Source organism: Moraxella porci DSM 25326 (genome assembly GCF_002014855.1).
GTDB classification, from domain to species: Bacteria; Pseudomonadota; Gammaproteobacteria; order Pseudomonadales; family Moraxellaceae; genus Moraxella; species Moraxella porci.
Window position 1 is genome coordinate 230,966 of the sequence record NZ_MUYV01000011.1, and the last position, 24,384, is coordinate 255,349.

Genomic DNA, 24,384 nt, shown 5'->3' on the forward strand with positions numbered 1-24,384 from the left:
TTAAAAAGCTTGCTATCAATATTATAGCAAGCTTTTGGGGTTGGGGCTATAGTTTTCGTGGATGCGATACACATTCACACATCATCACCCACATAGGCAAAGCGGGGAATGCACTCACCCCCTTGCTCAAGCATCTGCACAAACATCGCAAAGGGACGCACCCACAAGGTGGACTGCTGCACCTGATCGCCATACAGCGGATGATACAGCACCAACCAGTCAAGCGATTCACTATGACGCACCACATCGATCACTTGGTACAGATTGCCCTTATAATGTCGATAGACGCCCTTTTGGATGCTAGGCTTCACATCAGTCATCACGCGTACGCACTTCTAAGAGCTCAATCTCAAAATACAGCGTCGAATTCGGCGGAATCTTACCCACCGTACGCTCACCATAGGCCAAGTGCGCAGGGACGATTAGCTGTCGTTTACCGCCAACTTGCATCGGTGCGACAACCACATCATCGGTACTAAAGCCAAGCACACCCATATCCCAACCCTTAATCACACGGCCTGTACCGATGACGCACTCAAAGGCACGCCCACGACTGATGGACGAATCAAACACCGTGCCATCTTCAAGCTTACCGGTGTATTCGGTGACAATCAAAGCACCTTTGACAGCAGTTTTGCCGGTGCCAACGATAATGTCAGTAACTGTGATGTCTGTCATCATTGGGTCGCTGAGACATTAGCTGCCAAAGTGATGGTCTGCGTGCGCTGCGTGGTCACAGTCTCGACTTTAGATAACGCTTCAGCAACTTGCTGCGCAACCAAAGCATCCTGAGCCAAAGTGCTGGCTGGTGTTTGGGCTGCTGCTGTGCCGCCACTAACCGTCTCGATGGTAACGCGCGCGCGGCCTTGGCTTAGCGGGGCAATCTGAGCAAACGCGCCTTTTGACAAGTCCAAAGTCACACCATATTTGCTAAAACCGCCACGGTCATTCACACGGCAGACAACTGATTTGCCATTAGCGGTATTGGTGACTTTCAGGTGTGTGCCAAATTTGTGCGTATTACTCGCGCAGGTCATGGCGTTTTGGTTAAAACGCTCGCCATTGGCAGTTTTACGGCCATGAAATTTATCACCATAATAAGTCACGGTGGCAGCTTGGGCAGATAGCGCAAGCAGGGCAGTGCTGGCCAGTAGTAATTTTTTCATAAAATCTCCTCGGGATTTACCCTTGGTCAATGCTGTTTTTAGCATGTTGAATTAAAAATGATGATGTATCATAGCCAAAACCCATTTCGATTACAAGGAATGACATATCTTTTGACATTTTTATAACATTTACTATTTAAAGTTGCTGGATTGTTGCTATTCAACAGCGGCTCAAAAAAACCACCATTAAAATGGCGGCTTTAGATGGTTGTATTAACTGCTATAATCAAAAGTTAATATAAAGGATAATGCAATTTGATCTGAATCATCTCATTATCATCTGCCAAATTGGCATTGCGTCCCGATGAGCTGGGAAAGTTATTGTCATTAAACACCGTTAGCGTATACGCATCTTCAATGATCACATCTTCTATGGTAAAAAACGGAAAAGCGAATCTCTCACTGACGCCGATATCGCCTGCGCGTGCGGCACCATACAAACGATGCGGATTGTGAATATTCATCAAATCCACCACATCTGTACGCCGAACCACTTCACCTGACCCACCTAGCGTGATGCGAACCAGTTTTTTATAGCCATCCAGCTGATTTTCACTATCATCTCTTTCAATCAAAATCCCTGAGCGCTCATCAATCATTTGAAAATCCCCAATGGCTGTGGCACGCGCATCTAATTCAAAGATATAATAATTACCCGTATAGGCTTTTTTATCGATATCAAATTGGAAAATCAACAGCTGCTTGCCTTTGGCATCGGTCAGTGGTTTTTCTAACATAGGATATAAAAATTTGCCATCAGCCGATTTGGCCATTCCCTCAAAGCCACCACTGCGTTGCACGGTGGCAGTAGCCGCATCGCCAATCAATGGGTTTTGTGGCGAATGCAGTATACGACCTGTCTGATAAGGATCGGGCAAGGCAATCGGTGCTTGTAAGAGTACGCCATTTTTATCAAAATGCAATAAATAAGGCCCAAATTCTTCGCCTACCCAATAACTGCCATCAGCGGCTTGCTGAATCGATTCAGGATCAAAATCAGCACCTGTCAGCAGACGCTCGGCTGTATTTTGATGAACAATTTCAAAGGGAATCAAGCGCTTGGGATCCTTTAGCTGGATGTGATTAAGCACTTTTACCGTGCCTGTGCCGCCTGTTTGAGTGCGAAAATCCACTGCAATCTGATAAATTCTCAGCAAAAAATCTGCCGAATTGTCCTTGGCACCAAAGCCATTATCAGCAAGCACCGTATAGCTACCATCGCTGTTTTTTAAGGCGCCTGAAAAGCCCTGAACTGGCTGAGCCTTAAAGGGCGGTGCAATGCCATTGGCTGACTTCACCGCACTACCTGACACAGGCCCTGCGGCATAAGTTTCTACATCCAGTTTGGCAAAGCCTGTCAATGTTGCTTTGGGTACTTCAGCCATCGCAGACACAGACAAACAACCCATAAACAAACCAATCATCACACGATTTTTCATAAAAATCCTTATGTTGTTTTTCAAAGACTGTCAGGATTTTAGCAAAGGATTATGACGAAACTATGTTGATTTGATGGCAATCTAAGGTCAGCTTTGTGACACTTTAATGATGAACAAAAAAATCGCCCAAAATTTTGAGCGATTTTTTAATGTTAAGTGAAATAATCATTCCCACTCAATCGTTGCAGGCGGTTTACTACTTACATCATAAACCACACGAGAAACATCTTTAATTTCGTTCATAATACGAGTTGAGATTTTATCAACAAGCTCATATGGCAGGTGAGCAAAACGAGCGGTCATAAAATCTACCGTTTCAACAGCACGAAGCGCAATCACCCACGCATAACGTCTGCCATCACCCACCACACCAACAGATTTTACAGGTTGGAACACAGCAAAAGCTTGGGCAGTTTTATCATACCAACCACTTGCACGCAGCTCCTGCATAAAAATATCATCGGCAAGGCGTAAAATATCTGCATATTCTTTTTTCACTTCGCCTAAAATACGCACACCAAGACCTGGGCCTGGGAATGGATGACGATAAATCATATGATGTGGAATACCAAGCGCCACGCCAAGTTTACGCACTTCATCTTTAAATAAATCACGCAATGGCTCAACGAGTTCAAATGCCAAATCTTCCGGCAATCCGCCCACATTATGATGGGATTTGATCACATGAGCTTTACCTTGTTTGCTGGCTGCTGACTCAATCACATCTGGGTAAATCGTGCCTTGTGCCAAGAATTTTACGCCATCTAATTTACGGGCTTCCTCGCTAAATACTTCAATAAATTCACGTCCAATAATTTTGCGTTTAGCTTCAGGGTCAGTTACGCCAGATAGTGCGGTTAAGAAACGTTGTTCTGCATCGGCACGAATGACACGGATGCCCATATTTTCGGCAAACATCTTCATCACTTGGTCGCCTTCGTGTAGGCGCAATAAGCCATTATCCACAAAAACACAGGTTAATTGGTCGCCAATGGCACGGTGTAACAAGGCTGCTACTACCGATGAATCGACACCACCTGATAAACCTAGCAATACTTTTTGATCGCCAATTTGCTCTTGGAGTTGTTTAATGCGTAATTCAATAATATTTTCTGAATTCCACGCATTACCACAACCACAAATAGTATGTACAAAGTTTGAAATCAATTCTGTACCTTTAGCGGTATGCGTGACTTCTGGGTGAAATTGTACGCCATAAAATTGACGGGTTTCATCACTAGCAGACGCATAAGGACAGCTTGGCGTGGAGGATGTCACAGTAAAGCCTTCGGGCAATCGTGCCACTTTATCGCCGTGACTCATCCACACTTGAGATTGATTTTTTTCATCGCCGACTTTGCTCAGTAGGCTGTCTTGATGGGTGATGTTAATTTCTGCATAGCCAAATTCATGCACGACACCTGCTTCAACCTTACCGCCTAATTGTTCAGCCATGGTCTGAAAACCATAGCAAATACCAAGCACAGGTACACCTAAATTAAACACAATTTCCGGTGCTCGTGGGCTACCCTCAATATGGACGCTTTCAGGCCCCCCTGATAAAATAATGCCTTTTGGATTAAAGGCTTTGATGTCATCTGCTGACATATCATAAGCATACATTTCAGAATATACGCCTGCTTCACGCACTCGGCGGGCAATCAGTTGGCTGTATTGTGAGCCAAAGTCTAAAATTAAAATACGATCGGTGGTGATGTTGGTCATGGTCTTTCCTGCAATGGTAAAAGATGATGGCAAATGATCAAATGGTTAAAATGTAAAAGATAAAGAATGCCCAACATCTCGTCGGGCAATACTGGCTAATCACGCATCGATGTCTGCATTTAGGGCGTTTTCTTCGATAAAGATACGGCGTGGCTCGACATCATCACCCATCAGACAGCTGAATAGATGATCGGCTTTGATGGCGTCTTCGATGGTGATTTTGAGCATACGGCGATTTTCAGGATCCATGGTGGTTTCCCACAACTGCTCCTTATTCATCTCACCCAAACCCTTGTAACGCTGAACATCCACGCCACGACGAGCCGCCTGCATCAGCTGCTCCCACAGATGGTGAAAATCTTTGATGGCACTGTCTTTATCGCCACGGCGCAAGAACGCCTCATCGGTCAGCACGGTATTCCACTCACCACTTAGGCGTAGTAGGCGTGCATAGTCTGATGAACCCAAAAAGCCCAAATCCAGCAGATAATGCTGTGGCAAGCGGTGCATATAAATCGTCACTCGTGGTAGCCACTGACCAGTACTTTCGGTCTCAGCACCTGTCACTTCGACAAGCTCAACCGATGGTTCAAGCTTCGGTGCAAGCTTGGACAGCTTCATCTGCAGCGCATCTGCCCAAGCCTGCATCGCATCACGATCGCCTGTGGCGGTGGTGTCAAACTTTGGAATAAAGGTCAGTGCATCAAGCAGCTCAGATGGGTATTTGCCCTGCAAGCGGTTTTTGACCACTTGGCTTTGGCTGTAGTCTTTGAGTAGCTTTTCAAGTGCCACACCAGTGATGGCAGGCGTATCTTTGCTCAAAAACAGCTGATGATCATCGATGGTCGAAGACAACAAATAAGAGTCCAACGCCTCGCCATCTTTGAGATACACCTCTTGCTTGCCACGCTTGACCTTATACAGTGGCGGCTGAGCGATGTAGATATAGCCACGCTCAATCAGCTCAGGCATTTGACGGAAGAAGAATGTCAAAAGCAGTGTGCGGATGTGCGAACCATCGACATCAGCATCAGTCATGATGACGATTTTGTGATAGCGAATCTTATCAGGATTGTACTCATCAGGGCCAATACCTGTGCCAAGTGCGGTGATCAGCGTACCCACTTCGGCACTTGAGAGCATCTTATCAAATCGAGCTCGCTCGACATTCAAAATCTTACCCTTCAGCGGCAAAATTGCCTGCATCTTACGATTGCGACCCTGCTTAGCACTACCACCTGCCGAGTCACCCTCGACAATGAACAGTTCGGATAATGCAGGATCTTTTTCTTGGCAGTCCGCCAATTTACCTGGCAAGCCTGCGATGTCCAGCGAGCTTTTGCGACGCGTCATTTCACGCGCCTTACGAGCAGCGTCACGAGCACGGGCGGCATCGATGATCTTGGCGGCGATGGACTTGGCAGCAGCTGGATTTTCTAACAGATATTCAGACAAGCGTTCGTGCATGGTGGTCTCAACCACCGATTTGACTTCACTTGAGACAAGCTTATCTTTGGTTTGTGAGCTGAATTTTGGATCAGGCACTTTGACCGAGATAATGGCAGTCAGACCTTCACGAGCATCATCGCCAGTGACTTGCACCTTTTCTTTTTTGGCGATATTTTCTGAGTCCATATAGGCGTTTAGGCAGCGTGTCAGTGCCGAACGAAAGCCTGACAAGTGCGTGCCACCGTCTTTTTGGGGGATGTTGTTGGTAAAGCACAGTACTTTTTCGTTGTAGCTGTCCGACCATTGTAGTGCCACTTCCACACCGATACCCTCAGCACCATCGGCAGTGAAATGAAAAATGTCGTTTAAGGTTTGCTTGCCACCATTGATATAATTAACAAACTCCGACAAACCGCCTTTATGCTCAAATACCTCAGTGGTGCCTGTGCGTTCGTCTGTCAGTACGATACGCACGCCGGAGTTTAGGAAGGATAGCTCACGCAGACGCTTGGCAAGGATGTCATAATCAAAGGTCGTCACACCCTTAAAAATCTCAAAGCTTGGATAAAAACGCACCTGCGTCCCTGTCTGAGTCGATGGCTCAAGCTTGGCAAGCGGTGCATCTGCTACGCCATCGGTGTAGCTTTGGCTGTGTGCATAGCCATCACGCCAGATGTTGAGCACAAGCTTCTTAGACAAGGCATTGACCACCGAGACACCTACGCCATGCAGACCACCTGAGACCTTGTAGGAGTTATCATCAAACTTACCACCAGCGTGTAGCACCGTCATGATGACTTCAGCCGCTGATACACCTTCTTCAGGGTGGATATCCACAGGGATGCCACGACCATTATCCATCACCGATACCGATTCATCATCATGCACGATGATATTGATCTCATCACAATGTCCCGCCAACGCCTCATCGATGGCATTATCCACCACCTCAAAGACCATGTGATGCAAGCCTGTGCCGTCATCAGTATCACCGATGTACATACCAGGGCGGACACGCACCGCCTCAAGTCCACGCAGTACTCGGACATTTTTGGCGGTATAGGCATCACCGCCAGTGTGCTGGTTTTGGTTGATGGTGTCGGTCATGGGTAATCCTTAAAACGGGTGCTTGGCTGATCATCATCCAAAGCAGGAATAAAAACCACCATATTATAGCATTTTTTTTATAAAAAGTCAGTGTGCTAACAAGTTGCCACAGGATTTATTGTTTAGGCGACAGCTTGCGCCATGATGCACTTGTTGCTGCTTTTTTGGTGGATTTTGGCAAGGATTTTGTCACAGTAGCATCAAAGCTGATGCATCGGCAAAAATTGGCCTTGTTCCACATGAAACATATGATACACCGCCTGCTCACTGGTGTTGTGTGATGGCAAGTGTTTCAGAATATCTAAGATTTTGTGATGCGTGTCAGCAGTTAAACTGGTGATGATCAGTTGACAAGGTAATGATAACGCTGTCTTTAGCAGGATTTGCATCGCAGCGTCATCCAGCTCAGCATCGATATCGTCGATCAATACCACGGGGAATGTGGCGTCGCTATTTGAGTGACTGATGGCATTGCAGATCAGCTGTAGTTGTGACAACTTTAATGCGGTAATTAATAGCTTTTTTTCGCCGCGGGATAAGATGTGTGTGGCTTGTTCGCGGATCTTTTGACCTTGGTCGTTGGTGGATTTGAACAGCACCGACACATCAGCACGATGCGCACCGATGCGTGTATATCCCAATTCAATATCCTGATCGATGCGTGATCTCAGTGTATCGATCAGAGGATTTTTGGTGTCAAATCCAGCCACATACTGCAAGCTTAAGCTGTGTTGATATTCAGGCAGTAGCAGGCCGAGCATTTGCTGAAAATGGGTCTCCCACGCCAAAAAAATCTCTTGACGATGCTCGTGCAGGGCATGGGCATAATAAGATAACTGCCCATCCCAAGCCAAAAGCTCATTAAGGCGATGTTGGATACTGGGCTGTTTTAATAAACTATTTCGCTGCTTGAGCAGTCTTTGGTATTGTAGCCACTGCTGATAAAACTCAGGTTTCATGTGAAACACCAGCCAATCAAGCAGCTGGCGGCGCGTGCCACTGCCCTCATCAAGCAGACTCATCCCAACAGGATCGATCAATAAAGTCGGCAGCTGAAAGCTAAGCACACTTTGGCTGGCTGCTGTCTGACCATTAAAACGCAGCAGCGTGTCTGACTTGCCCTGCATATCAAGCTTTTTTTGGATCGCCAAAGTATTGCTGGGATCACCGAAGGTTTTTGCCCAGATGGTGCAGTCGGATTCATGATGGCGGATATAGCGGCGCGGCTCATGATGGCGAAAACTTTTGCCCCGAGACAACAAAAACACCGCCTCTAATAGCGATGTTTTGCCACTGCCATTGGCACCGATGATCAAATTGCATCGTGCCAAAGTCAGCTCAGCCTGCCCAAGATTGCGCAGTTTATGGATGTTTAGCTGCTGGATCACTCAGGCTGCATCCTATAGGCGCATCGGCATGATGATGTACTGATGCAGATCATCACCCACTTGATAGATCAGCACCGGCGAGCTTGGCTGATTCATCTCCATGCGGATTTCACCCTCAAGCACACTTAAAACAGCACGCAGATAGGCTTCATTAAAAATCAGCTCAATCACATCGCCCTCGTGCTGCACACCCAGCACCTCTTCAGCCTCACCCTCACCTTTGTCGCTGACGCTGATTTTGCATTGATCGGTAGTATCAAAGTTAAGCAGCACCCCAGGATTGGCTTTGCTGTTTAGTACCGAGATGCGTCTTAGCACATCCATGGCTTCATCTTTATTAAAATTGGCGGCATTGATGTTATTGGTCGGTAGCACGCGGCGATAGTCAGGGAATTTACCCTCGATCAGACGCGCCGATAAGCTTACCTCAAGCACCGCATCCGTCTCCTCATCACTGAGTGTCAAGCCAACATGCAAAAACTCAGCATCAAACCCAAGCTCAACGATCGTCGCATCATCTGTGGTCTTGGCAAGCTCCAGTAATAAACGCTCAAGCTCAGCCACCGCCTTACCAGGGATGATCACCTGATTGGCCTGATAGCTATCAGACAATAAGCGGTGCGCCACGGCCAGACGATGGCCATCGGTGGCAACCGCGGTGAGCTTGCTGTCATTGATGTCAAACAACATCCCCGTCAGATAGTGGCGCACATCTTGGGTCGCCATCGCAAACCGCGTATGATGGATGAGGCTGGTCAGATCGCCTTGACTGATCTTCACCACTGTCGATGGCAGTGCAGCACCAATACTTGGAAAATCTTGGGCAGGCAAACTGCTTAGCGTATAGCGGCCTTTGCCACTGGTGATCACACAGCGACTCGTATTCTCAGGCGCATCGATCGTCACCGTGTCAGCTGACAATGATTTACAGATATTAAAAAACATCTCAGCTGGTAAAGTGGTGCTGCCTGCCAAAATACAAGCACCCGATGGAATGGCAAACCGCGTGGTCAGCTCAAGCTCCAAATCCGATGCTGTCAGTGTCAAATACCCCTCTTCAAGCACCAGTTTGATATTACCTAAAATAACAAAGCGATGGCGCTTATCCGCCGCCTTGACCACCATGTTGATGGCTTTGATTAACAACTCACGATTGATGGATAATTTCATACAAGCTCACATGATTTATGGGGTGATTGACTAAAATTTGGTGAATTTTTATCAGACATATTCTAGCATCATTTTTAGCGAATGATAGTCTTTGTCGATGTTGGCATCAGACACTCGCAGCTCTTCGATCTTTTCACAAGCATGCATCACAGTGGTGTGATCACGACCGCCGAACACTTGGCCGATCTCAGGAAAGCTGTCGCGAGTCAATTCACGGATCAATGCCATCGCCATCTGTCTGGGTCTGGCGATGTGACGAGCGCGCTTTTTGCCCATCAGATCCTTGGGTGAGATTTCATAATATTCCGCCACCAAATCTCGGATACTTTCAGCATTGAGCGCCCGAGCCCGCGCTTGCACTTGGTCTTTGATGGCATCTTTGACCAATGGCAGTGATACAGGCTCATTTCTTAAAATGGTGGCTGACAGCTGCACGCGCTTTAAGGCGCCCTCAAGACCGCGCACATCTGGCGGCAGGTTTTGCGCCATATACAATGCGCATTCTTTGGGCAAATCCAGCGTCAAAATACTGGCTTTTTTCTCCAAAATCTGTACCCGCATTTCCATATCAGGTGGCTCGATGGATAGCTGCAGACAGCTTGAAAGCCTTGAGATGTAGCGCTCGCCAAAGCTGACCATCTGCGAAGGCGGGCGGTCGGAGGCCAGCACCACTTGTTTATTGCTGCCACTGCCCGAAAAAGCATCAAACAGCTTCATCAAAATCTCAGTCACTTTTGGCGCTTTTGAACCACTCACCATATGTACATCATCAATGATTAATAGATCAGCTTGGCAGATTTCTTTTTCCATCTGCACGATGTCATTGGTGCGAAATGCCTCCAAAGTAATTTTATAAAAATGATCTTTGGTGAAATAAAAATAGCGTTTGCCATATTTTTGATAGCGGTGCGCCATGGCATGCATCAAATGCGTCTTACCCAGACCCGATGAACCATAAATAAAAATCGGGCCATAATTGTGCTTGCTGTCTTTTTTGGACAATTCATTACAAGCGTTATAAGCTGAGGCATTGGATTTGCCTTTGACAAAGGCATCAAAAGTAAAAGCAGGATCGATCGGCAGACCCTCAACCATGCCAGGTTTGTTTTTGTCTTTGGCTTTTGGTTTTTTGGCAGGGGTGCTTGGGGTGGTACTGACGACCATTTCAATACGCACCGTTTGCACTTTATCTGGGGCGTGCTGTAAGGCAAGTTCACTGATTTGTGCCAAATAGCGCTCTTTGACATGCTTGACCCACATCATATTAGGCGCCAAAAGCAGCAATTCATTACCGCTTAATTCAGCTTTTAAGGGCGCAATCCACTGGCGATAGTCCTTATCCTCCATCATAAATTGCAAATCAGGCAGGCATTTTTGCCACACGCTTTCGCCATCATCTACCGATAACGGATTGCCAGCTGTTGGCATATCTTCAAACAGACTCATGACCCACCTCAAAAAAAATACACTGCATGATGCAGCCATCAATTAACTTGCTCAAGCGTGTCAAATAGTATCACAATTTTGTCAAATTTCAAGCATTATTTTTTGTGGATAACTTTATGAAAAACTCTGTGGATAACTTTAAAAATCGACTTTTCCACATTTCACCAACATTTTATAAACATCACTTTCCACAGGATAAATATATGATATTTAATAATAAAATCAACTTATCAACAGAATTTTTTCGCTTATATTATTATTATATTTGGGTCTTATTTTAACTAATAAGCAAATCAACAATCTGTGGATAACTTTCAATATCATATCTTAGCAAGCTTTAGTATAACAAAAGATGGATGAATAAAATAGCAACTTAATACAGTCAGTCATCATCATACACAGTGGCATTAAGCACTTAATATCAACAAACTTATGTTGACTTTTGATGAATATTTTGATAAGATTGTCGGGTTTTTCGCTTATCAAAGCAAAACATTAACTAGTTAATTGTCAATATTTGGGCAGTTTATCAACTTTGATGAGTCGCCCAAACAGTCACCAGCAATGGTGCACATCTTTTACAGGTGATTTATGAAACGTACATTTCAACCAAGCGTTTTAAAGCGTAAACGCACTCATGGTTTCCGTGCACGCATGGCAACCAAAAAAGGCCGCCAAGTTTTGGCTCGTCGTCGCGCCAAAGGCCGTCATCGTTTGACTGTGTAATCACAGCCATTCCAAAAGCACCGTCAAACGGTGCTTTTTTATACCAAAATTTTGACAAATCCAGCCGTTATCACCACCAAAAGACAGATATTCGTGCTAAAATCAGCCAAAATCCCTAAAAAAAGCCAGATTATGACCATCCGACAGCAGCCAACAATCCCATCATCAAACCACACACCAAGCCATGATTTTCCTAAGCGGTATCGACTTTTGGGATCTGATGACTTTAAGGCGGTATTTGATGCACCCATCAAAAAAATTCACACCGCGCATTTGCTGGCTTTTATTGCCAAAGGCAGTGCGGATTCATCCAGACTTGGGCTTGCCATCACCAAAAAAAAGCTCAAGTATGCTGTAGCGCGCAACCGCATTAAGCGCTTAACGCGTGAGGCATTTCGCCAGCAGCGCAGCCAATTTGAGACCATTGACATTGTTGTCATCGTTAAAGCCAGTTATGATAAAAGCTTTGATATTGGCCGAGAAGTCGATGAATTGTTTAGTAAAATTCATCAAAAATTTTGTCAATCAAAAACAGCTTAGCCTTTAACTATTTAGATATGATAAAAAATCTACTGCTATGGATGATCGGCTGCTATCGACGACATCTGAGTCCTATGATGGCGCCCAGATGTCGCTTTTATCCGACTTGTTCAAGTTATGGTCGGCAGGCGCTATTATGGCATGGCGCAGCCAAAGGTACATGGCTTACCTTAGGGCGTATTGCCCGCTGCCATCCATGGGGCGGCTCGGGGGTGGATTTTGTGCCATTGCCGCTTGATCGCTATCAATATCTGCCTGCTTGTCATCACTGGCAACTGGTGTATCAGGATCGGCTGACTTATGCATATCGGCTAAATCTGTGGATGAATAAGGCTAAGGATTGATGATGGGTGTATCGTGGCGGGTTTTATTCGTTCAGATTTGATCTATACAGCGTGCCATATCCTAACATCCTGCCATCAACACTGTGGATGGTTGGATTTATTTGTGTTTATGAGAGCCTTGGGAGATAAAATAGCAATATTTTCTAGGATTTTTGGCATATTTTTAGTACAATAAAGGGTTTGAACATAACCTGGGCGCCAGCCTGTGTTGTTTATGCTTAACGGATTTGAACTTTATGCAAAAAATTCTTCGGATTTTAATCATCGTGGCGATGCTCATTACAGCCTATTTGCTGATCTTGGCATGGCGTGATGATTACGCAGGAAAACCTGCAACCACAGCACCTGTGGCGACCCAAACCAGCAGCAGCGCCGATGTGCCTAGCGCACAAATGACTGGCGATGTACCAAGTGTCAGTGCAGGTGCGCCAGCCGATCAGCAAACGGCCAATCTGATCAGCGTCGATACCGACCGCTATGAGATTAAGATTAACCCTGTTGGTGGTGACATCGTTTATGCAGCACTCAAGCAGCACAATGCCACCAAAGACAGCAACACTCCTTTTGTACTGCTAGAAAATGATGCGACGCGTACTTATGTGGCGCAATCAGGCTTGATGGGTCGTGATGGCATCGATACCGCCCAAGGCCGTGCGGTGTACACCAGTCCGCGCACAAGCTATCAATTAAACCCAAGTGCAGGCTCATTGCAGGTGCCGCTGGTTTATCAAAAAGACGGCGTTACCATCACCAAAACCTATACATTCAACGCAGGTCAATACCCGATTAATCTAAGCTACAACATCAACAACACCTCTGCTAATGCTTGGCAAGGTCAGATGTATGCTCAGCTAAAGCGTGATAATAGCAAAGATCCTGGTCTGGATGATAAAGGCATGCTGGGCATGGCTACTTATCTGGGTGGTGCTTGGGGTACGCCAGATGATCCTTATAATAAGCTGAAATTTTCAAACTTTGGCGATGGCCTGAATGTCAAAAGCAAAGACGGCTGGGTAGCGATCGTGCAGCATTATTTTGTCTCAGCTTGGACGCCATCAAACAGCTTTGAGGCTGATTTCTTTACACGCACCACCGGCAATGAGCATTTTATTGGCTATAACAGCCCTGTGATTAATGTCGATGCAGGCAAACAAATCACCCTAAACAGCACGCTGTATGCAGGCCCAAAAATCCAGTCAGAGATGGCGCCTGTGGCTGAAGGCTTGAACAAGACAGTGGATTATGGTCTGCTGTGGCCGATCTCAAAAGTATTATTTGCCATTTTGGATGGCATTCATAAGTTTATCGGCAACTGGGGCTGGTCAATCGTGGTGTTGACCTTGATCATCAAGATTGCTCTGTTTTGGCTGTCAAACAAAAGCTATGTATCGATGGCAAAAATGCGTGCCATCGCGCCAAAGCTGCAAGCATTAAAAGATAAGCATGGCGACGATCGCATGGCGATGAGTCAAGAGATGATGCAGCTATATCGCGATGAGAAAGTCAATCCGATGGCGGGCTGTTTGCCGATTTTGATTCAGATGCCGATCTTCCTAGGTTTGTACTGGATGCTGGTTGAGTCAGTTGAGTTGCGCCATGCACCGTGGATTGGCTGGATCACCGATTTGTCTGCGATGGATCCGTGGTTTATTTTGCCGATTTTTATGGGCGTGACCATGTATGTTCAGCAGCTACTAAACCCGCAGCCGACCGATCCTATGCAGGCGAAGATGATGAAAATTTTGCCACTGGTGTTTGCAATCTTTATGCTGTGGTTCCCAGCAGGTCTTGTGCTATACTGGACGGTGAATAACCTATTTAGCATGATCCATCAGCACCTTGTTAATAAGCGTGTGGCGCGCGAAATGCAAGCCAAGCAAGCATAAGCAGCCAATGCCCAAATCCCACAAATCTTAAGTTTGTGGGATTTTTTATTGGCAATTATTCGCCCAATGGTGATAAAATAAAAGGTTAATTGATAAATTTAATAAAGCCATGAATATGATACAACAACCCACCATCGCCGCCATCGCCACACCCATCGGACAAGGGGGCGTGGGCATCATTCGCCTGTCGGGTAAGGATGCTTATCAGATTGGTTGCGCCATCACCCAGCGAGAGTCGCTGACGCCGCGAGTGGCGCACTTTGGTGGATTTTTTGGCAATGATGGCATCATCGATGAAGGGGTGGTGATTTATTTTAAGGCACCGCATTCATTTACTGGCGAGGATGTGGTGGAATTGCAGGGGCATGGCGGCATGATTCTTCAAAATCTGCTGTTGGCGCGAGTATTTGAGCTTGGTGCCAGACAAGCTACCGCAGGTGAATTTTCATATCGCGCCTTTGAAAATGATAAAATTGACTTGGTGCAAGCTGAAGCCATCAGTGATGCCATTGCAGCCACTTCAGTTGCCCAAGCGACCAGCGCCATTCGCTCTTTGACTGGTGAATTTTCTAATAAAATCAATGCACTGCATGATGATCTGACTCACCTGCGACTGTATGTCGAGGCGGCGATCGACTTTCCAGATGAAGAGGATGTGGATTTTTTAAGCGATGGCGTGATTTTGGCCAAGATAAATGCGGTGTTATCAGGCATCGATGAGATATTAGCCACCGCCAAGCAAGGTCAGCTGCTCAGAGATGGTGTGCATGTGGTACTGGCCGGTAAGCCAAATGCTGGCAAATCAAGCCTGCTAAACCGCCTATCAGGCACACAGCGCGCCATCGTCACAGATATCGCTGGCACGACGCGCGATACTCTGGAGGAGACATTGGTATTGGGCGGTTTGACGGTGCATTTGACTGACACTGCTGGCCTGCGTGACACGATTGATAAGGTGGAGCAAATCGGCATCGCTCGTGCGCTTGAGGCGATTCATAAGGCGGATGTGCTGCTGATGGTGTATGATGCTAGCCAAGAGCGCGATCCATTGGCACTGGCCAAAGAGTTGTTTGCAGAGGTGATGACAGCGGATGATATGCTATTCACCCAAAAGCTGATCATGGTCGCCAATAAAAGCGACCTGTTGCCAGATCCGCCGATGCATGTTGTTTCACATGAAACAGAATTGGCCATCCAAACCGTTTATGTTTCATGTGAAACTGGCGATGGCATTGATAGTTTAATTAAAGTACTTAGTGATAAAGTCGGCTTTCACCCACCCGAAAACAGCTTGATCGCTCGTACCAGACACATCGATGCACTGAACCGCGCCAAGGCTTTTGTTATCGAAGCGCGCGATCAGCTGACGATCTATCATGCCGGTGAGCTGGTGGCAGACAGTTTAAGACAGTCACAGCTGGCGCTTGGTGAAATCACAGGTCAGATGAGTGCCGATGAGTTATTGGGCAAGATTTTTTCAAGTTTCTGTATTGGTAAATGAGCATAAATTGGATACATTTTCTAAAATATACATAATTGGATAAATGTATCGGACATGTCAGATTGATCAATAAAATTAAAAAATAATAAAGGAGTCGTCATGCACTGCCCTTTTTGTAATGCAGATGATACCAAAGTCATGGATTCGCGTCTGGCGGCTGAGGGTGCCCAAGTGCGTCGTCGTCGGCAGTGTGCAGCCTGTGGAGAGCGTTTTACAACTTTTGAGGTCTGTGAGGTGGTGATGCCTAGGATTATCAAATCCAGTGGCCGCATCGAGCCTTATGATCAAAGTAAGCTGCGCCGCTCGATCGCTCTACCGCTTCAAAAACGCCCCATCAGTGCCGATGAGATCGAAGCCAGCATCAGTCGCATCGAGCAAGCACTACGCAAAACAGGTGAGCGTGAGGTCACAAGTAAGGTGCTTGGTGAGATTGTGATGAGTGCCTTAAAATCACTCGATGATGTCGCTTATGTTCGCTTTGCCAGTGTCTATCGTGATTTTCAGGACATCAGCGAATTTCGTGCAGAGCTTGATAAAATTAATTTACCAAAGCAAGGTGAAGGCTTGTGAACCCTTTGAATCATTGGCATAATAGCGATATTTATTATATGCAGCTTGCCATTAGCGAGGCCAAAAAAGGCATCTATACCACTCGCCCAAACCCTGCAGTGGGTTCGTTGATCGTCAAAGATGGTCGGATTATCGGCACAGGATTTCATCCTAAGGCAGGACAGCCGCACGCAGAAGTTTTTGCACTCAGACAGGCAAGGAATTCTGGCTTTGACACCCAAGGTGCGTGCGCTTATGTGACGCTCGAGCCATGCAGCCATACCGGACGCACGCCACCATGCGCGGACGCATTGATCAACGCTGGCATCCGCCGCGTGGTCGTTGCAAGTCTCGATCCCAATCCAAAAGTCGCAGGCAATGGCATCAAAAAACTCAAAGCGGCTGGCATTGAGGTCATCGTCGGTGTCTGTGCTGATGAAGCGATGGCGCTGAATGCTGGGTTTTTAAAAGCGATGGCCACAGGCATGCCCTATGTGCGCCTAAAAATGGCTGGCAGCATCGATGGCCGCACCGCCATGGCCTCGGGCGAATCCAAATGGATCACTGGTAACGAGGCGCGTGAGGATGTCCAAAAACTGCGCGCTATGAGCGCAGCCATCATCACAGGCTCAGGCACCATCCTAGCAGATGATCCGCTGCTGACAGTCAGAAGTCAGCAGCTGGGAGTGGCCATTGATCAGATACCAGCCCCTAAGATCGTCGTTGTCGATCGCCGTGGCCGCATCCAAAAGGGTGCTCATCAGATCTTCAATCACCATGATGTGCTGCTATGGCGTGAAGATCTGACCACGCTGCTCAAGCAGTTGGTATCGGTGCATCAGTGTTACGATGTGATGGTTGAGGCAGGAGCGTCATTGTCTGGTGCATTCATTGCCTCAGGATTGGTGGATGAGCTGATCGTTTATCAAGCACCGTGCATATTGGGTCATACAGCGCGATCGATGTTTGCTTGTGAGGTTCAGACACTAGCACATCAGCATCGTTTTGACTTAACTTCAGTGGATAAAATCGGTCGAGATTTGCGCATGATTTATAAAACACTGAATACATAATTTTAATTTAAATTTTATAATATGAAGTTATCCACAGCTTGATTATTCAATGACTAATCCTAATCTGATGGATATGCTGATCAAATTAGGCTGTGGATAAATTATAAATATCAGTGGTATTTTCATCTAAATAAAGATATAAACTATTGATTTTATTATAATTTTAAAATTTATCTTTGGCGAATCATTCATTAACTGACACCTGTGGATAACTCATCGAGTGCTATTTGATTGTAGATTGACGATCAAGCTCAGTTTGGAGTTATCCACAGTACACACAGAGATCATTATGTTTACAGGTATTATCGAAACCACTGGCAGTATCAAATCCATCAGTCAAATCGGTGGTGATATTCAGCTACACATTCACGCCCCAGACTTGGATTTTTCTGATGTGCAATTAGGCGATTCGATCGCTTCAAATGGCATCTGTCTGACTGTGGTTGCCATCGGCAATCAAAGCTATGCTGTCGATGTTTCACGGGAAACACTCAGTAAATCTGCCCTGCAAAACTGGCGTGTCGGCGATATCATCAATCTGGAAAAAGCCATGCTGCCCACCACGCGATTTGGTGGACACATCGTCGCAGGTCATGTCGATGGCGTCGGAGTCGTGCGTCATATGGCCAAAGATGCTCGCTCGATCTATATCGAGATTGAGCTTCCAAGCGAGCTGATGCGTTATACCGCCGATAAAGGCTCGATCACTGTCGATGGCATCAGTTTGACTACCAATGCCATCAAGCCAGACCAAAATTTGGTCTGCCTAAATATCATCCCGCACACAGCTGAGCGTACCAACATTGATAAGCATTGGTCGGTGGGCGCGCTGGTGAATATCGAGGTGGATTTGGTGGCAAGATATTTAGAGCGATTATTGTTATCTAAACAAGCGCCACAGGCTGTCAGCAGCATCACCGAAGAGACACTGGCCAAGGCGGGATTTTATTTATAATTGATTAGATTTAATATATAAAATTTATTTTTATTATTAAAATTTATGATTTTATATATTTAGATAAATAATTCAATAAAAATCTGTTTTATACTTTAGATAATTAAGAAAATTTGATGGATGAATAATAATGAATTTGTCACCACTTAGAGTCATTTTCGCAGGTACGCCAGAATTTGCTGCTGTCAGTTTGCAGCATCTGATCGATCATCAGGCGGCACTTAATATTGAGATCGTCGCGGTCTATACCCAGCCTGATCGCAAATCTGGCAGGGGTCAAAAGCTTACCGCATCACCGGTAAAGCAGGTGGCGATGGCGCATGGCATTGCAGTTGAGCAGCCTGTCAGCTTTAGTCTAAGATATGCGCCTGATGATGGCATTAGTGGTAAAGTTTCACGCGAAACACTGGCTGCCTATCAACCAGATGTGATGATTGTTGCTGCCTATGGTTTGATTTTGCCATTGGGCGTGCTAAATACCCCAACTTATGGCTGCTTGAATATCCATGGATCGCTACTACCGAGATGGCGTGGCGCTGCACCGATCCACCGAGCGATATTGGCAGGCGATCAAGAGACTGGCATCACCATCATGCAGATGGCACAAGGACTGGACACAGGCGATATGCTGTATCGTGTGTCTTGCCCAATCGACGAAACAGACACAACACAGACGCTGCATGATAAGCTGGCTGCATTGGGTGCTGAGGCCATCGCCGAGGTACTAAAAAATCTGCACGCGTATCAAGATAAAGCAGTGCCTCAGCAGGAAGATCAGGCTAATTATGCCGAGAAAGTGCATACCAAAGAAGGCCAGATAAATTGGCATGACAATGCGTATCATATCGCGCGTCAGATTCGCGCGCTCAATGCGTATACTTATCTAAATGGCGAACGCATCAAAATCATCAGTGCACTGCCAATTAAGCATGATCAAACCACAACAGTATGCGCAGGCCAAGTGGTGAGTGTTGGTAAAAATGCCATACTGGTTTCATGTGGAACATCTGCTGACAATGTGCAGCATTTGATCAATTTAACCACATTACAATGGCCGGGTGGTAAGCCGCTGACAGCTGAACAAATCGCTCATGGGAATAAAATTAACGATGGCGATATTTTTGAGATAAAAATTGATGAATGATATTTATAAAAAATTAAACAATAAAAAGCTGTCAAATCGCGCAAAAGTTATCGCTGTTATTGAAGAGATTCTACAAGGTAAGTCTTTATCCTCACTGCTGGATCCCTTATTGTCCCCCATTGATGCTGACAGTCGTGGCTTTGTGCATGAGCTGTTATTGGGTACTTTGCGCCAATGGTGGGCGTTGTCACGCATCACCGAAAGCTTGGTGCCAAGACCGATCAGCGATCCTGGGGTGGTAGCAGCTTTGCATGTCGGCTTGTATCAGCTGTTATACATGCATACCGCTGAGCATGCAGCGGTTCATGAGACGGTAGAATCGCTTAAAGAGCTGGGCAAAGATTATGGTACAGGGTTATTAAATGCTGTATTACGAAAAGTTCAAAAGACGCCCAATAAATTTGCCAAAAAAATCAATAAAAATCACAGTCTGCCAAATTGGTTAGCAAAAGCACTCAAGAGTGATTGGCCGCAGTATTATGACGCATTGGGTGCTGCCCTAAAGCAGCCTGCGCCTGTGTTTTTGAGGGTGAATGAGCGCCGATGCAGCATCGAGCAGTATGGCCGTTTGCTTGATGAGCATGGCATCGCACACAGCCTTGTGGCATTGGGTTATCAAGATAAGCAAACCATCCGCTTGGATCAGGTGCAGCGCATCACTGAGCTGCCACACTTTGTCGATGGCTGGGTATCGGTTCAGGATGCTCATGCTCAGCTGACAGCACATTTGCTTGAGCCATATATCGATGGACATAGCACAGTCTTGGACATGTGCTGCGCGCCGGGAGGCAAAACCGCGCATTTGCTAGAAAAGTTTCACATGAAACACTTATATGCCGTCGATCATGATGCCGATCGTCTTAGCCGTGTTCATGATAATCTGCATCGGCTGGGCTTGGTCGATGAGCGTCTATCCATCATTGAGGCTGATGGCACAGCGTGGCAGGCGGACGGCTTGTTGGATGTGATCGTGCTGGATGCGCCTTGTACGGCTACAGGTGTGCTGCGTCGTCATCCTGATATTGCTCTGCTGCGCCAAAGCGAGGATGTCGCCAAAACGCAGCGTTTGCAGCGCGAAATTCTAGAAAATCTGTGGCCACAGCTGGCTGATGGCGGTGTGTTGTTGTATGTGACTTGCTCGATTTTAAAGGTGGAAAATGAGTCACAACTGGTGGATTTTTTGTCTTGTCATGATGATGCCATGGCGCTGCCGTTCAAGCTTGATTTAGCCCATCAAATACCACAGCAGGTGGGCTATCAATGCCTGCCCATAGAGGCTGGTGGTGGCGATGGCTTTTATTATGCATTGCTCAAAAAATCATCACGAACTTAATTAACATCTGGCTGATTTTATCGCATTTTATGATAAAATTGTGCTAAAATTGAGTCAATCAAAACTTTATAAATTGGAGATCTTATGCAATATATCAGCACCCGTGGCAATACGGCACCGATGGCATTTAGTGATGTGCTTTTGATGGGTCTTGCCCCAGATGGTGGCTTGATGCTGCCGCAATCTTACCCAACCATTGATGAGAGCACTTTGGATGCGTGGCGCAAACTTGACTACACTGAGCTGGCATATGAGATCATGTCGCTGTACGCCACCGACATTCCTGCTGAGGATTTGCGTAATATTATCAATAAAACCTATACCAAACAAGCCTTTGGCAGTGATGAGATCATTCCAGTGACCAAGCTTTATGATAATATCTCATTACTTGAATTGTCCAATGGCCCGACGCTTGCCTTTAAAGATGTCGCGATGCAATTTTTGGGCAATGCCTTTGAATATGTGCTCAAACAAAAAGGCGAACGCTTGACCATCATCGGTGCCACTTCTGGTGATACAGGCAGTGCGGCTGAATATGCCCTACGCGGCAAAGACAACATCGAGGTCTTTATGATGTCGCCGAATGGCAAAATGAGTGCTTTTCAGCGTGCGCAAATGTATAGTCTAGATGATGCCAACATCCACAATATTGCAGTCGATGGCATGTTTGATGACTGTCAAGATATTGTCAAATCACTACAAGAAGATGCTGAATTTAAGGCCAAATACAGCCTAGGCACTGTCAATTCGATCAACTGGGGTCGTATTTTGGCGCAGATCGTCTATTATTTTAAAGGTTATTTTGCTGCGACAACTGATAACAGCCAAAAAATCAGCTTTTGTGTGCCATCGGGAAATTTTGGCAATATTTGTGCAGGTCACATCGCGCGTGAGATGGGATTGCCAATCGATCGCTTGATTGTGGCGACCAACGAAAATGATGTGCTGAATGAATTTTTTAATACTGGCAAATACACACCGCGCAAATCGAACGAAACTTATGTCACCTCAAGCCCTTCGATGGACATCTCAAAGGCATCAAATTTTGAGCGTTTTGTGTTTTTATTATTGGATAAAAACAGCGAGCAAGTCGCGCAGCTGTTCGGCGATGTGAGAGTTGGCAAGGGGTTTGATTTGTCTGATAAACTTGCTACTGTGACGAGCCAATTTGGTTTTGCTGCAGGCAAATCTACACACCAAGATCGCATCAATACCATCAAGCAAGTCTATGAACAAACAGGCCGACTGATCGATCCGCACACTGCCGATGGCGTAAAAGTGGCAATGGATCTGCAGCATGAAGGTGAGCAGATTTTGGTGGCCGAAACTGCTTTGCCTGCCAAATTTGAAGATACCATCATCGAAGCGGTGGGCGACATCACTCTGCCACGCCCTGAGCATACCATCGGCCTTGAGGATAAGCCGCAGCGCGTGGTGGTGGTGGATAATGATGCCAAAGCGGTGGCAGCGCTGATCGAGCAGTATGTGACTGCGCGCTGATCGATGGCGTATGCAACTGTGACGCGTCAACAGTCGATGTTGGCGCTTTGGTATGTGACCAATGCCTCACTGATCTCGTATCGTAAGCTTAGCGAGCGCTTTGGTGATGCTAAGTCAGCGCTGACGGCTGCCAAGTCCGATTGGCAGGCGCTGGGCATCCATGCAGCGCACATCGATCGCTGGCAAGATGAGGCCAATACATTGGCATTCATCGATAAAGTCGCTCATGATGTGTCGATCGGCAGTTATTCAATGTGTTTTTTGGGCGATGAGGATTATCCGCAGGCGCTGATGGCGATTTATGATCCGCCACCGGTGCTGTTTTATCGAGGGGATTTATCCAGACTCAACGAACGCCAAATTGCCATCGTCGGCAGCCGAACCCCTACCGAAGATGCCCAAAAAATCACTTTTGATTTGGCACAATACTTGGTGCAGGCTGGATTTGTGGTGACCAGTGGTCTGGCTCAAGGTGTGGATAGACAGGCGCACTTGGGGGCGCTGGCGCAGCTGCCTGCCCTGTCTGGGCGCACCATTGGCGTGATGGGAACTGGCATCGATGTGTGTTATCCGCGAAATCATACCGCACTGTTTGCACAGATCGTGGCTGAAGGTGGCTGCTTGATCAGCGAACTGCTGCCATCGACGCCAGCCAGCAAACATACTTTCCCCAGACGCAATCGGCTGGTGGCAGGCCTATCACTGGCCACCGTGGTCACAGAAGCAGCCTTACAAAGCGGCTCGCTCATCACCGCCAGATTGTCTGCCGAAATGGGCAAACAAGTCTTTGCAATTCCAAGTAGTATCAATAATCCCAATGCTGAGGGCTGCCATCATTTGATCCGTGAGGGTGCGACGCTGATTTATCATCCTGAGCAGATCATCGAAGATCTTAATCAAGGTGGGGGTTTTTTTAATGCTTTGCCAAAAACTTTCAGCCAAGGCATGTCGGTCTATGCCGAGCTGTCATCAGCGACAACGCCTGCTGTATCCACGCCCAACAAATCCACTGTCATTGTCCCTGAACATCTGTCAGCTGTCTATGACATGATGGATGAGCCGCGCGATCTGGATGCGTTGGTGATGATGAGTGGCCATCCAGTGGCACAGCTGTTATCTGCGCTGATGGAGCTTGAAATCTTGGGCTTGATTCAACAAACAGGCGGCAGATATGCCAAAAGTTAAACACATCTTTGCTGCCGAGGATATCGATGCTGTCAGTGCTTATCTCAAGGCTGGCGGTGTTTTGGCTTATCCAACCGAAAGTGTCTGGGGCTTGGGGTGTGATGCCAGTCACCCACACGCGCTTGATCAAGTCATCAGCCTAAAAAATCGGGATTTGGGTAAGGGGCTGATCGTGCTGAGCGATACCGCCTGCCGACTGCAGCCACTGCTTGATGTTTCACATGAAACTTTTGATTGGGAGAAACTTGAACAGGCTGCAATGGCTTATACCGCCTCTCATCAACGAGCGCTGACTTGGCTTATGCCTGTCAAAGCTGGTCATCTGCCAAAGATTCTTACAGGCGATCACGATACGCTTGCGGTGCGTATCACCACACATCCGCTACTAAGTGAGCTGTGTCGGCATCTGGTCTCTCACCAAAACCCTTATGGCTTTTTGGTGTCAACGAGTTGTAACCGTTCAGGTCAGCCACCTGCCACGACGCTTGATACAGCGATGGCAGCATTTGGCGATCGTGTAGCATATCTGGATGCTGATGGTTTGGGCTTTGATCAGCCGAGCTGTATCATGGATTTGGTGACGGGTAAGGTTTTGCGTTGAATTTTTTATCGTCTGCCAACTTTGAAATATACTTAAGTCAAAATCACTTGCAGTAATAACCGTACAACTTCGCTTATTCCTGATCTTTTTCAAATTTTTTATGCTTTTAAAGCATCTTAATTTATAGTAAAAACACCGCCTAGTGAATAAGCGGTGT

At 46.5% G+C, this 24,384-nt stretch carries 22 protein-coding genes; 13 read left to right on the forward strand and 9 right to left on the reverse strand.

Features of this window, described 5'->3' with window-relative positions; translation table 11 throughout:
• Positions 1-74: 74 nt before the first annotated feature.
• From B0681_RS08840 to dnaA, 9 genes are all read right to left on the reverse strand, one after another.
• Positions 75-320, reverse strand: a complete 246-nt coding sequence (locus B0681_RS08840) for a DUF1653 domain-containing protein (protein ID WP_078318367.1) — start codon at positions 318-320, stop codon at positions 75-77.
• The gene (locus tag B0681_RS08845; protein WP_078318368.1) at positions 313-681 is read right to left on the reverse strand and encodes an FKBP-type peptidyl-prolyl cis-trans isomerase; all 369 of its coding nucleotides are present in this window, start codon (positions 679-681) and stop codon (positions 313-315) included. The genes B0681_RS08840 and B0681_RS08845 overlap by 8 nt, the downstream gene beginning before the upstream one ends.
• Positions 678-1,166 (reverse strand): septal ring lytic transglycosylase RlpA family protein, encoded by a 489-nt coding sequence (locus B0681_RS08850; RefSeq protein ID WP_078318369.1) that lies wholly within the window; start codon positions 1,164-1,166, stop codon positions 678-680. The genes B0681_RS08845 and B0681_RS08850 overlap by 4 nt, the downstream gene beginning before the upstream one ends.
• 233 nt (positions 1,167-1,399) lie before the next feature.
• Positions 1,400-2,590: an esterase-like activity of phytase family protein gene (locus tag B0681_RS08855; RefSeq protein WP_228143897.1), complete on the reverse strand. Its 1,191-nt coding sequence runs from the start codon at positions 2,588-2,590 to the stop codon at positions 1,400-1,402.
• Between the two features lie 180 nt (positions 2,591-2,770).
• Positions 2,771-4,330: a glutamine-hydrolyzing GMP synthase gene (gene guaA / locus B0681_RS08860; RefSeq protein ID WP_078318371.1), complete on the reverse strand. Its 1,560-nt coding sequence runs from the start codon at positions 4,328-4,330 to the stop codon at positions 2,771-2,773.
• Positions 4,331-4,429: 99 nt separating this feature from the next.
• Complete coding sequence (gene gyrB / locus B0681_RS08865; protein ID WP_078318372.1) at positions 4,430-6,886, reverse strand: DNA topoisomerase (ATP-hydrolyzing) subunit B; 2,457 nt, start codon at positions 6,884-6,886, stop codon at positions 4,430-4,432.
• A 200-nt stretch (positions 6,887-7,086) separates the two neighbouring features.
• A complete protein-coding gene (recF, locus tag B0681_RS08870; protein ID WP_078318373.1) occupies positions 7,087-8,274 on the reverse strand; it encodes a DNA replication/repair protein RecF in 1,188 nt (395 codons plus the stop codon).
• A gap of 12 nt (positions 8,275-8,286) precedes the next feature.
• Entirely contained in the window at positions 8,287-9,444 is a 1,158-nt protein-coding gene (gene dnaN / locus B0681_RS08875) for a DNA polymerase III subunit beta (protein ID WP_078318374.1), read from the reverse strand.
• Between the two features lie 51 nt (positions 9,445-9,495).
• Positions 9,496-10,890: a chromosomal replication initiator protein DnaA gene (dnaA, locus tag B0681_RS08880; RefSeq protein WP_078318375.1), complete on the reverse strand. Its 1,395-nt coding sequence runs from the start codon at positions 10,888-10,890 to the stop codon at positions 9,496-9,498.
• A 591-nt stretch (positions 10,891-11,481) separates the two neighbouring features.
• Between dnaA and rpmH the strand changes: the two genes are divergently transcribed.
• The 13 genes from rpmH (at position 11,482) to B0681_RS08945 (ending at position 24,227) form a co-directional block, all read left to right on the forward strand.
• The gene (rpmH, locus tag B0681_RS08885; RefSeq protein ID WP_003662232.1) at positions 11,482-11,616 is read left to right on the forward strand and encodes a 50S ribosomal protein L34; all 135 of its coding nucleotides are present in this window, start codon (positions 11,482-11,484) and stop codon (positions 11,614-11,616) included.
• A 132-nt stretch (positions 11,617-11,748) separates the two neighbouring features.
• On the forward strand, positions 11,749-12,156 hold the full coding sequence (gene rnpA, locus B0681_RS08890; RefSeq protein WP_078318422.1) for a ribonuclease P protein component: 408 nt from the start codon (positions 11,749-11,751) through the stop codon (positions 12,154-12,156).
• A gap of 17 nt (positions 12,157-12,173) precedes the next feature.
• On the forward strand, positions 12,174-12,500 hold the full coding sequence (yidD, locus tag B0681_RS08895; protein WP_078318376.1) for a membrane protein insertion efficiency factor YidD: 327 nt from the start codon (positions 12,174-12,176) through the stop codon (positions 12,498-12,500).
• A 236-nt stretch (positions 12,501-12,736) separates the two neighbouring features.
• On the forward strand, positions 12,737-14,386 hold the full coding sequence (yidC, locus tag B0681_RS08900) for a membrane protein insertase YidC (RefSeq protein WP_078318377.1): 1,650 nt from the start codon (positions 12,737-12,739) through the stop codon (positions 14,384-14,386).
• 115 nt (positions 14,387-14,501) lie between these two features.
• The gene (mnmE, locus tag B0681_RS08905; RefSeq protein WP_078318378.1) at positions 14,502-15,887 is read left to right on the forward strand and encodes a tRNA uridine-5-carboxymethylaminomethyl(34) synthesis GTPase MnmE; all 1,386 of its coding nucleotides are present in this window, start codon (positions 14,502-14,504) and stop codon (positions 15,885-15,887) included.
• 99 nt (positions 15,888-15,986) lie between these two features.
• Positions 15,987-16,457, forward strand: coding sequence for a transcriptional regulator NrdR (nrdR, locus tag B0681_RS08910; protein ID WP_078318379.1), 471 nt, complete (start codon positions 15,987-15,989; stop codon positions 16,455-16,457).
• Positions 16,454-17,509, forward strand: coding sequence for a bifunctional diaminohydroxyphosphoribosylaminopyrimidine deaminase/5-amino-6-(5-phosphoribosylamino)uracil reductase RibD (ribD, locus tag B0681_RS08915; protein ID WP_265734161.1), 1,056 nt, complete (start codon positions 16,454-16,456; stop codon positions 17,507-17,509). Before nrdR ends, ribD begins: the two co-directional genes overlap by 4 nt.
• A 289-nt stretch (positions 17,510-17,798) precedes the next feature.
• A complete protein-coding gene (locus B0681_RS08920) occupies positions 17,799-18,464 on the forward strand; it encodes a riboflavin synthase (protein ID WP_078318380.1) in 666 nt (221 codons plus the stop codon).
• Between the two features lie 130 nt (positions 18,465-18,594).
• Positions 18,595-19,608: a methionyl-tRNA formyltransferase gene (gene fmt, locus B0681_RS08925; RefSeq protein ID WP_078318381.1), complete on the forward strand. Its 1,014-nt coding sequence runs from the start codon at positions 18,595-18,597 to the stop codon at positions 19,606-19,608.
• Complete coding sequence (gene rsmB, locus B0681_RS08930; RefSeq protein WP_078318382.1) at positions 19,601-20,941, forward strand: 16S rRNA (cytosine(967)-C(5))-methyltransferase RsmB; 1,341 nt, start codon at positions 19,601-19,603, stop codon at positions 20,939-20,941. The genes fmt and rsmB overlap by 8 nt, the downstream gene beginning before the upstream one ends.
• A gap of 84 nt (positions 20,942-21,025) precedes the next feature.
• On the forward strand, positions 21,026-22,441 hold the full coding sequence (gene thrC, locus B0681_RS08935) for a threonine synthase (RefSeq protein WP_078318383.1): 1,416 nt from the start codon (positions 21,026-21,028) through the stop codon (positions 22,439-22,441).
• A 3-nt stretch (positions 22,442-22,444) separates the two neighbouring features.
• Positions 22,445-23,626 carry a DNA-processing protein DprA gene (gene dprA, locus B0681_RS08940; protein WP_078318384.1) on the forward strand — a complete coding sequence of 394 codons (1,182 nt, stop codon included), beginning with the start codon at positions 22,445-22,447 and terminating at the stop codon, positions 23,624-23,626.
• Positions 23,613-24,227, forward strand: a complete 615-nt coding sequence (locus B0681_RS08945) for an L-threonylcarbamoyladenylate synthase (protein WP_078318385.1) — start codon at positions 23,613-23,615, stop codon at positions 24,225-24,227. Before dprA ends, B0681_RS08945 begins: the two co-directional genes overlap by 14 nt.
• The last annotated feature ends 157 nt before the right edge of the window (positions 24,228-24,384 follow it).

What these genes read in the sequence shown, in the direction of transcription:
- B0681_RS08945 (WP_078318385.1), top strand. Translation starts at nt 23,613, where the DNA reads ATGCCAAAAGTTAAACACATCTTTGCTGCCGAGGATATCGATGCTGTC.
- rnpA (WP_078318422.1), top strand. Translation starts at nt 11,749, where the DNA reads ATGACCATCCGACAGCAGCCAACAATCCCATCATCAAACCACACACCA.
- dprA (WP_078318384.1), top strand. Translation starts at nt 22,445, where the DNA reads ATGGCGTATGCAACTGTGACGCGTCAACAGTCGATGTTGGCGCTTTGG.
- guaA (WP_078318371.1), bottom strand. Translation starts at nt 4,330, where the DNA reads ATGACCAACATCACCACCGATCGTATTTTAATTTTAGACTTTGGCTCA.
- nrdR (WP_078318379.1), top strand. Translation starts at nt 15,987, where the DNA reads ATGCACTGCCCTTTTTGTAATGCAGATGATACCAAAGTCATGGATTCG.
- B0681_RS08840 (WP_078318367.1), bottom strand. Translation starts at nt 320, where the DNA reads ATGACTGATGTGAAGCCTAGCATCCAAAAGGGCGTCTATCGACATTAT.
- dnaA (WP_078318375.1), bottom strand. Translation starts at nt 10,890, where the DNA reads ATGAGTCTGTTTGAAGATATGCCAACAGCTGGCAATCCGTTATCGGTA.
- rpmH (WP_003662232.1), top strand. Translation starts at nt 11,482, where the DNA reads ATGAAACGTACATTTCAACCAAGCGTTTTAAAGCGTAAACGCACTCAT.
- B0681_RS08845 (WP_078318368.1), bottom strand. Translation starts at nt 681, where the DNA reads ATGATGACAGACATCACAGTTACTGACATTATCGTTGGCACCGGCAAA.
- dnaN (WP_078318374.1), bottom strand. Translation starts at nt 9,444, where the DNA reads ATGAAATTATCCATCAATCGTGAGTTGTTAATCAAAGCCATCAACATG.
- gyrB (WP_078318372.1), bottom strand. Translation starts at nt 6,886, where the DNA reads ATGACCGACACCATCAACCAAAACCAGCACACTGGCGGTGATGCCTAT.
- yidC (WP_078318377.1), top strand. Translation starts at nt 12,737, where the DNA reads ATGCAAAAAATTCTTCGGATTTTAATCATCGTGGCGATGCTCATTACA.
- thrC (WP_078318383.1), top strand. Translation starts at nt 21,026, where the DNA reads ATGCAATATATCAGCACCCGTGGCAATACGGCACCGATGGCATTTAGT.
- rsmB (WP_078318382.1), top strand. Translation starts at nt 19,601, where the DNA reads ATGAATGATATTTATAAAAAATTAAACAATAAAAAGCTGTCAAATCGC.
- fmt (WP_078318381.1), top strand. Translation starts at nt 18,595, where the DNA reads ATGAATTTGTCACCACTTAGAGTCATTTTCGCAGGTACGCCAGAATTT.
- yidD (WP_078318376.1), top strand. Translation starts at nt 12,174, where the DNA reads ATGATAAAAAATCTACTGCTATGGATGATCGGCTGCTATCGACGACAT.
- B0681_RS08920 (WP_078318380.1), top strand. Translation starts at nt 17,799, where the DNA reads ATGTTTACAGGTATTATCGAAACCACTGGCAGTATCAAATCCATCAGT.
- B0681_RS08855 (WP_228143897.1), bottom strand. Translation starts at nt 2,590, where the DNA reads ATGATTGGTTTGTTTATGGGTTGTTTGTCTGTGTCTGCGATGGCTGAA.
- mnmE (WP_078318378.1), top strand. Translation starts at nt 14,502, where the DNA reads ATGATACAACAACCCACCATCGCCGCCATCGCCACACCCATCGGACAA.
- B0681_RS08850 (WP_078318369.1), bottom strand. Translation starts at nt 1,166, where the DNA reads ATGAAAAAATTACTACTGGCCAGCACTGCCCTGCTTGCGCTATCTGCC.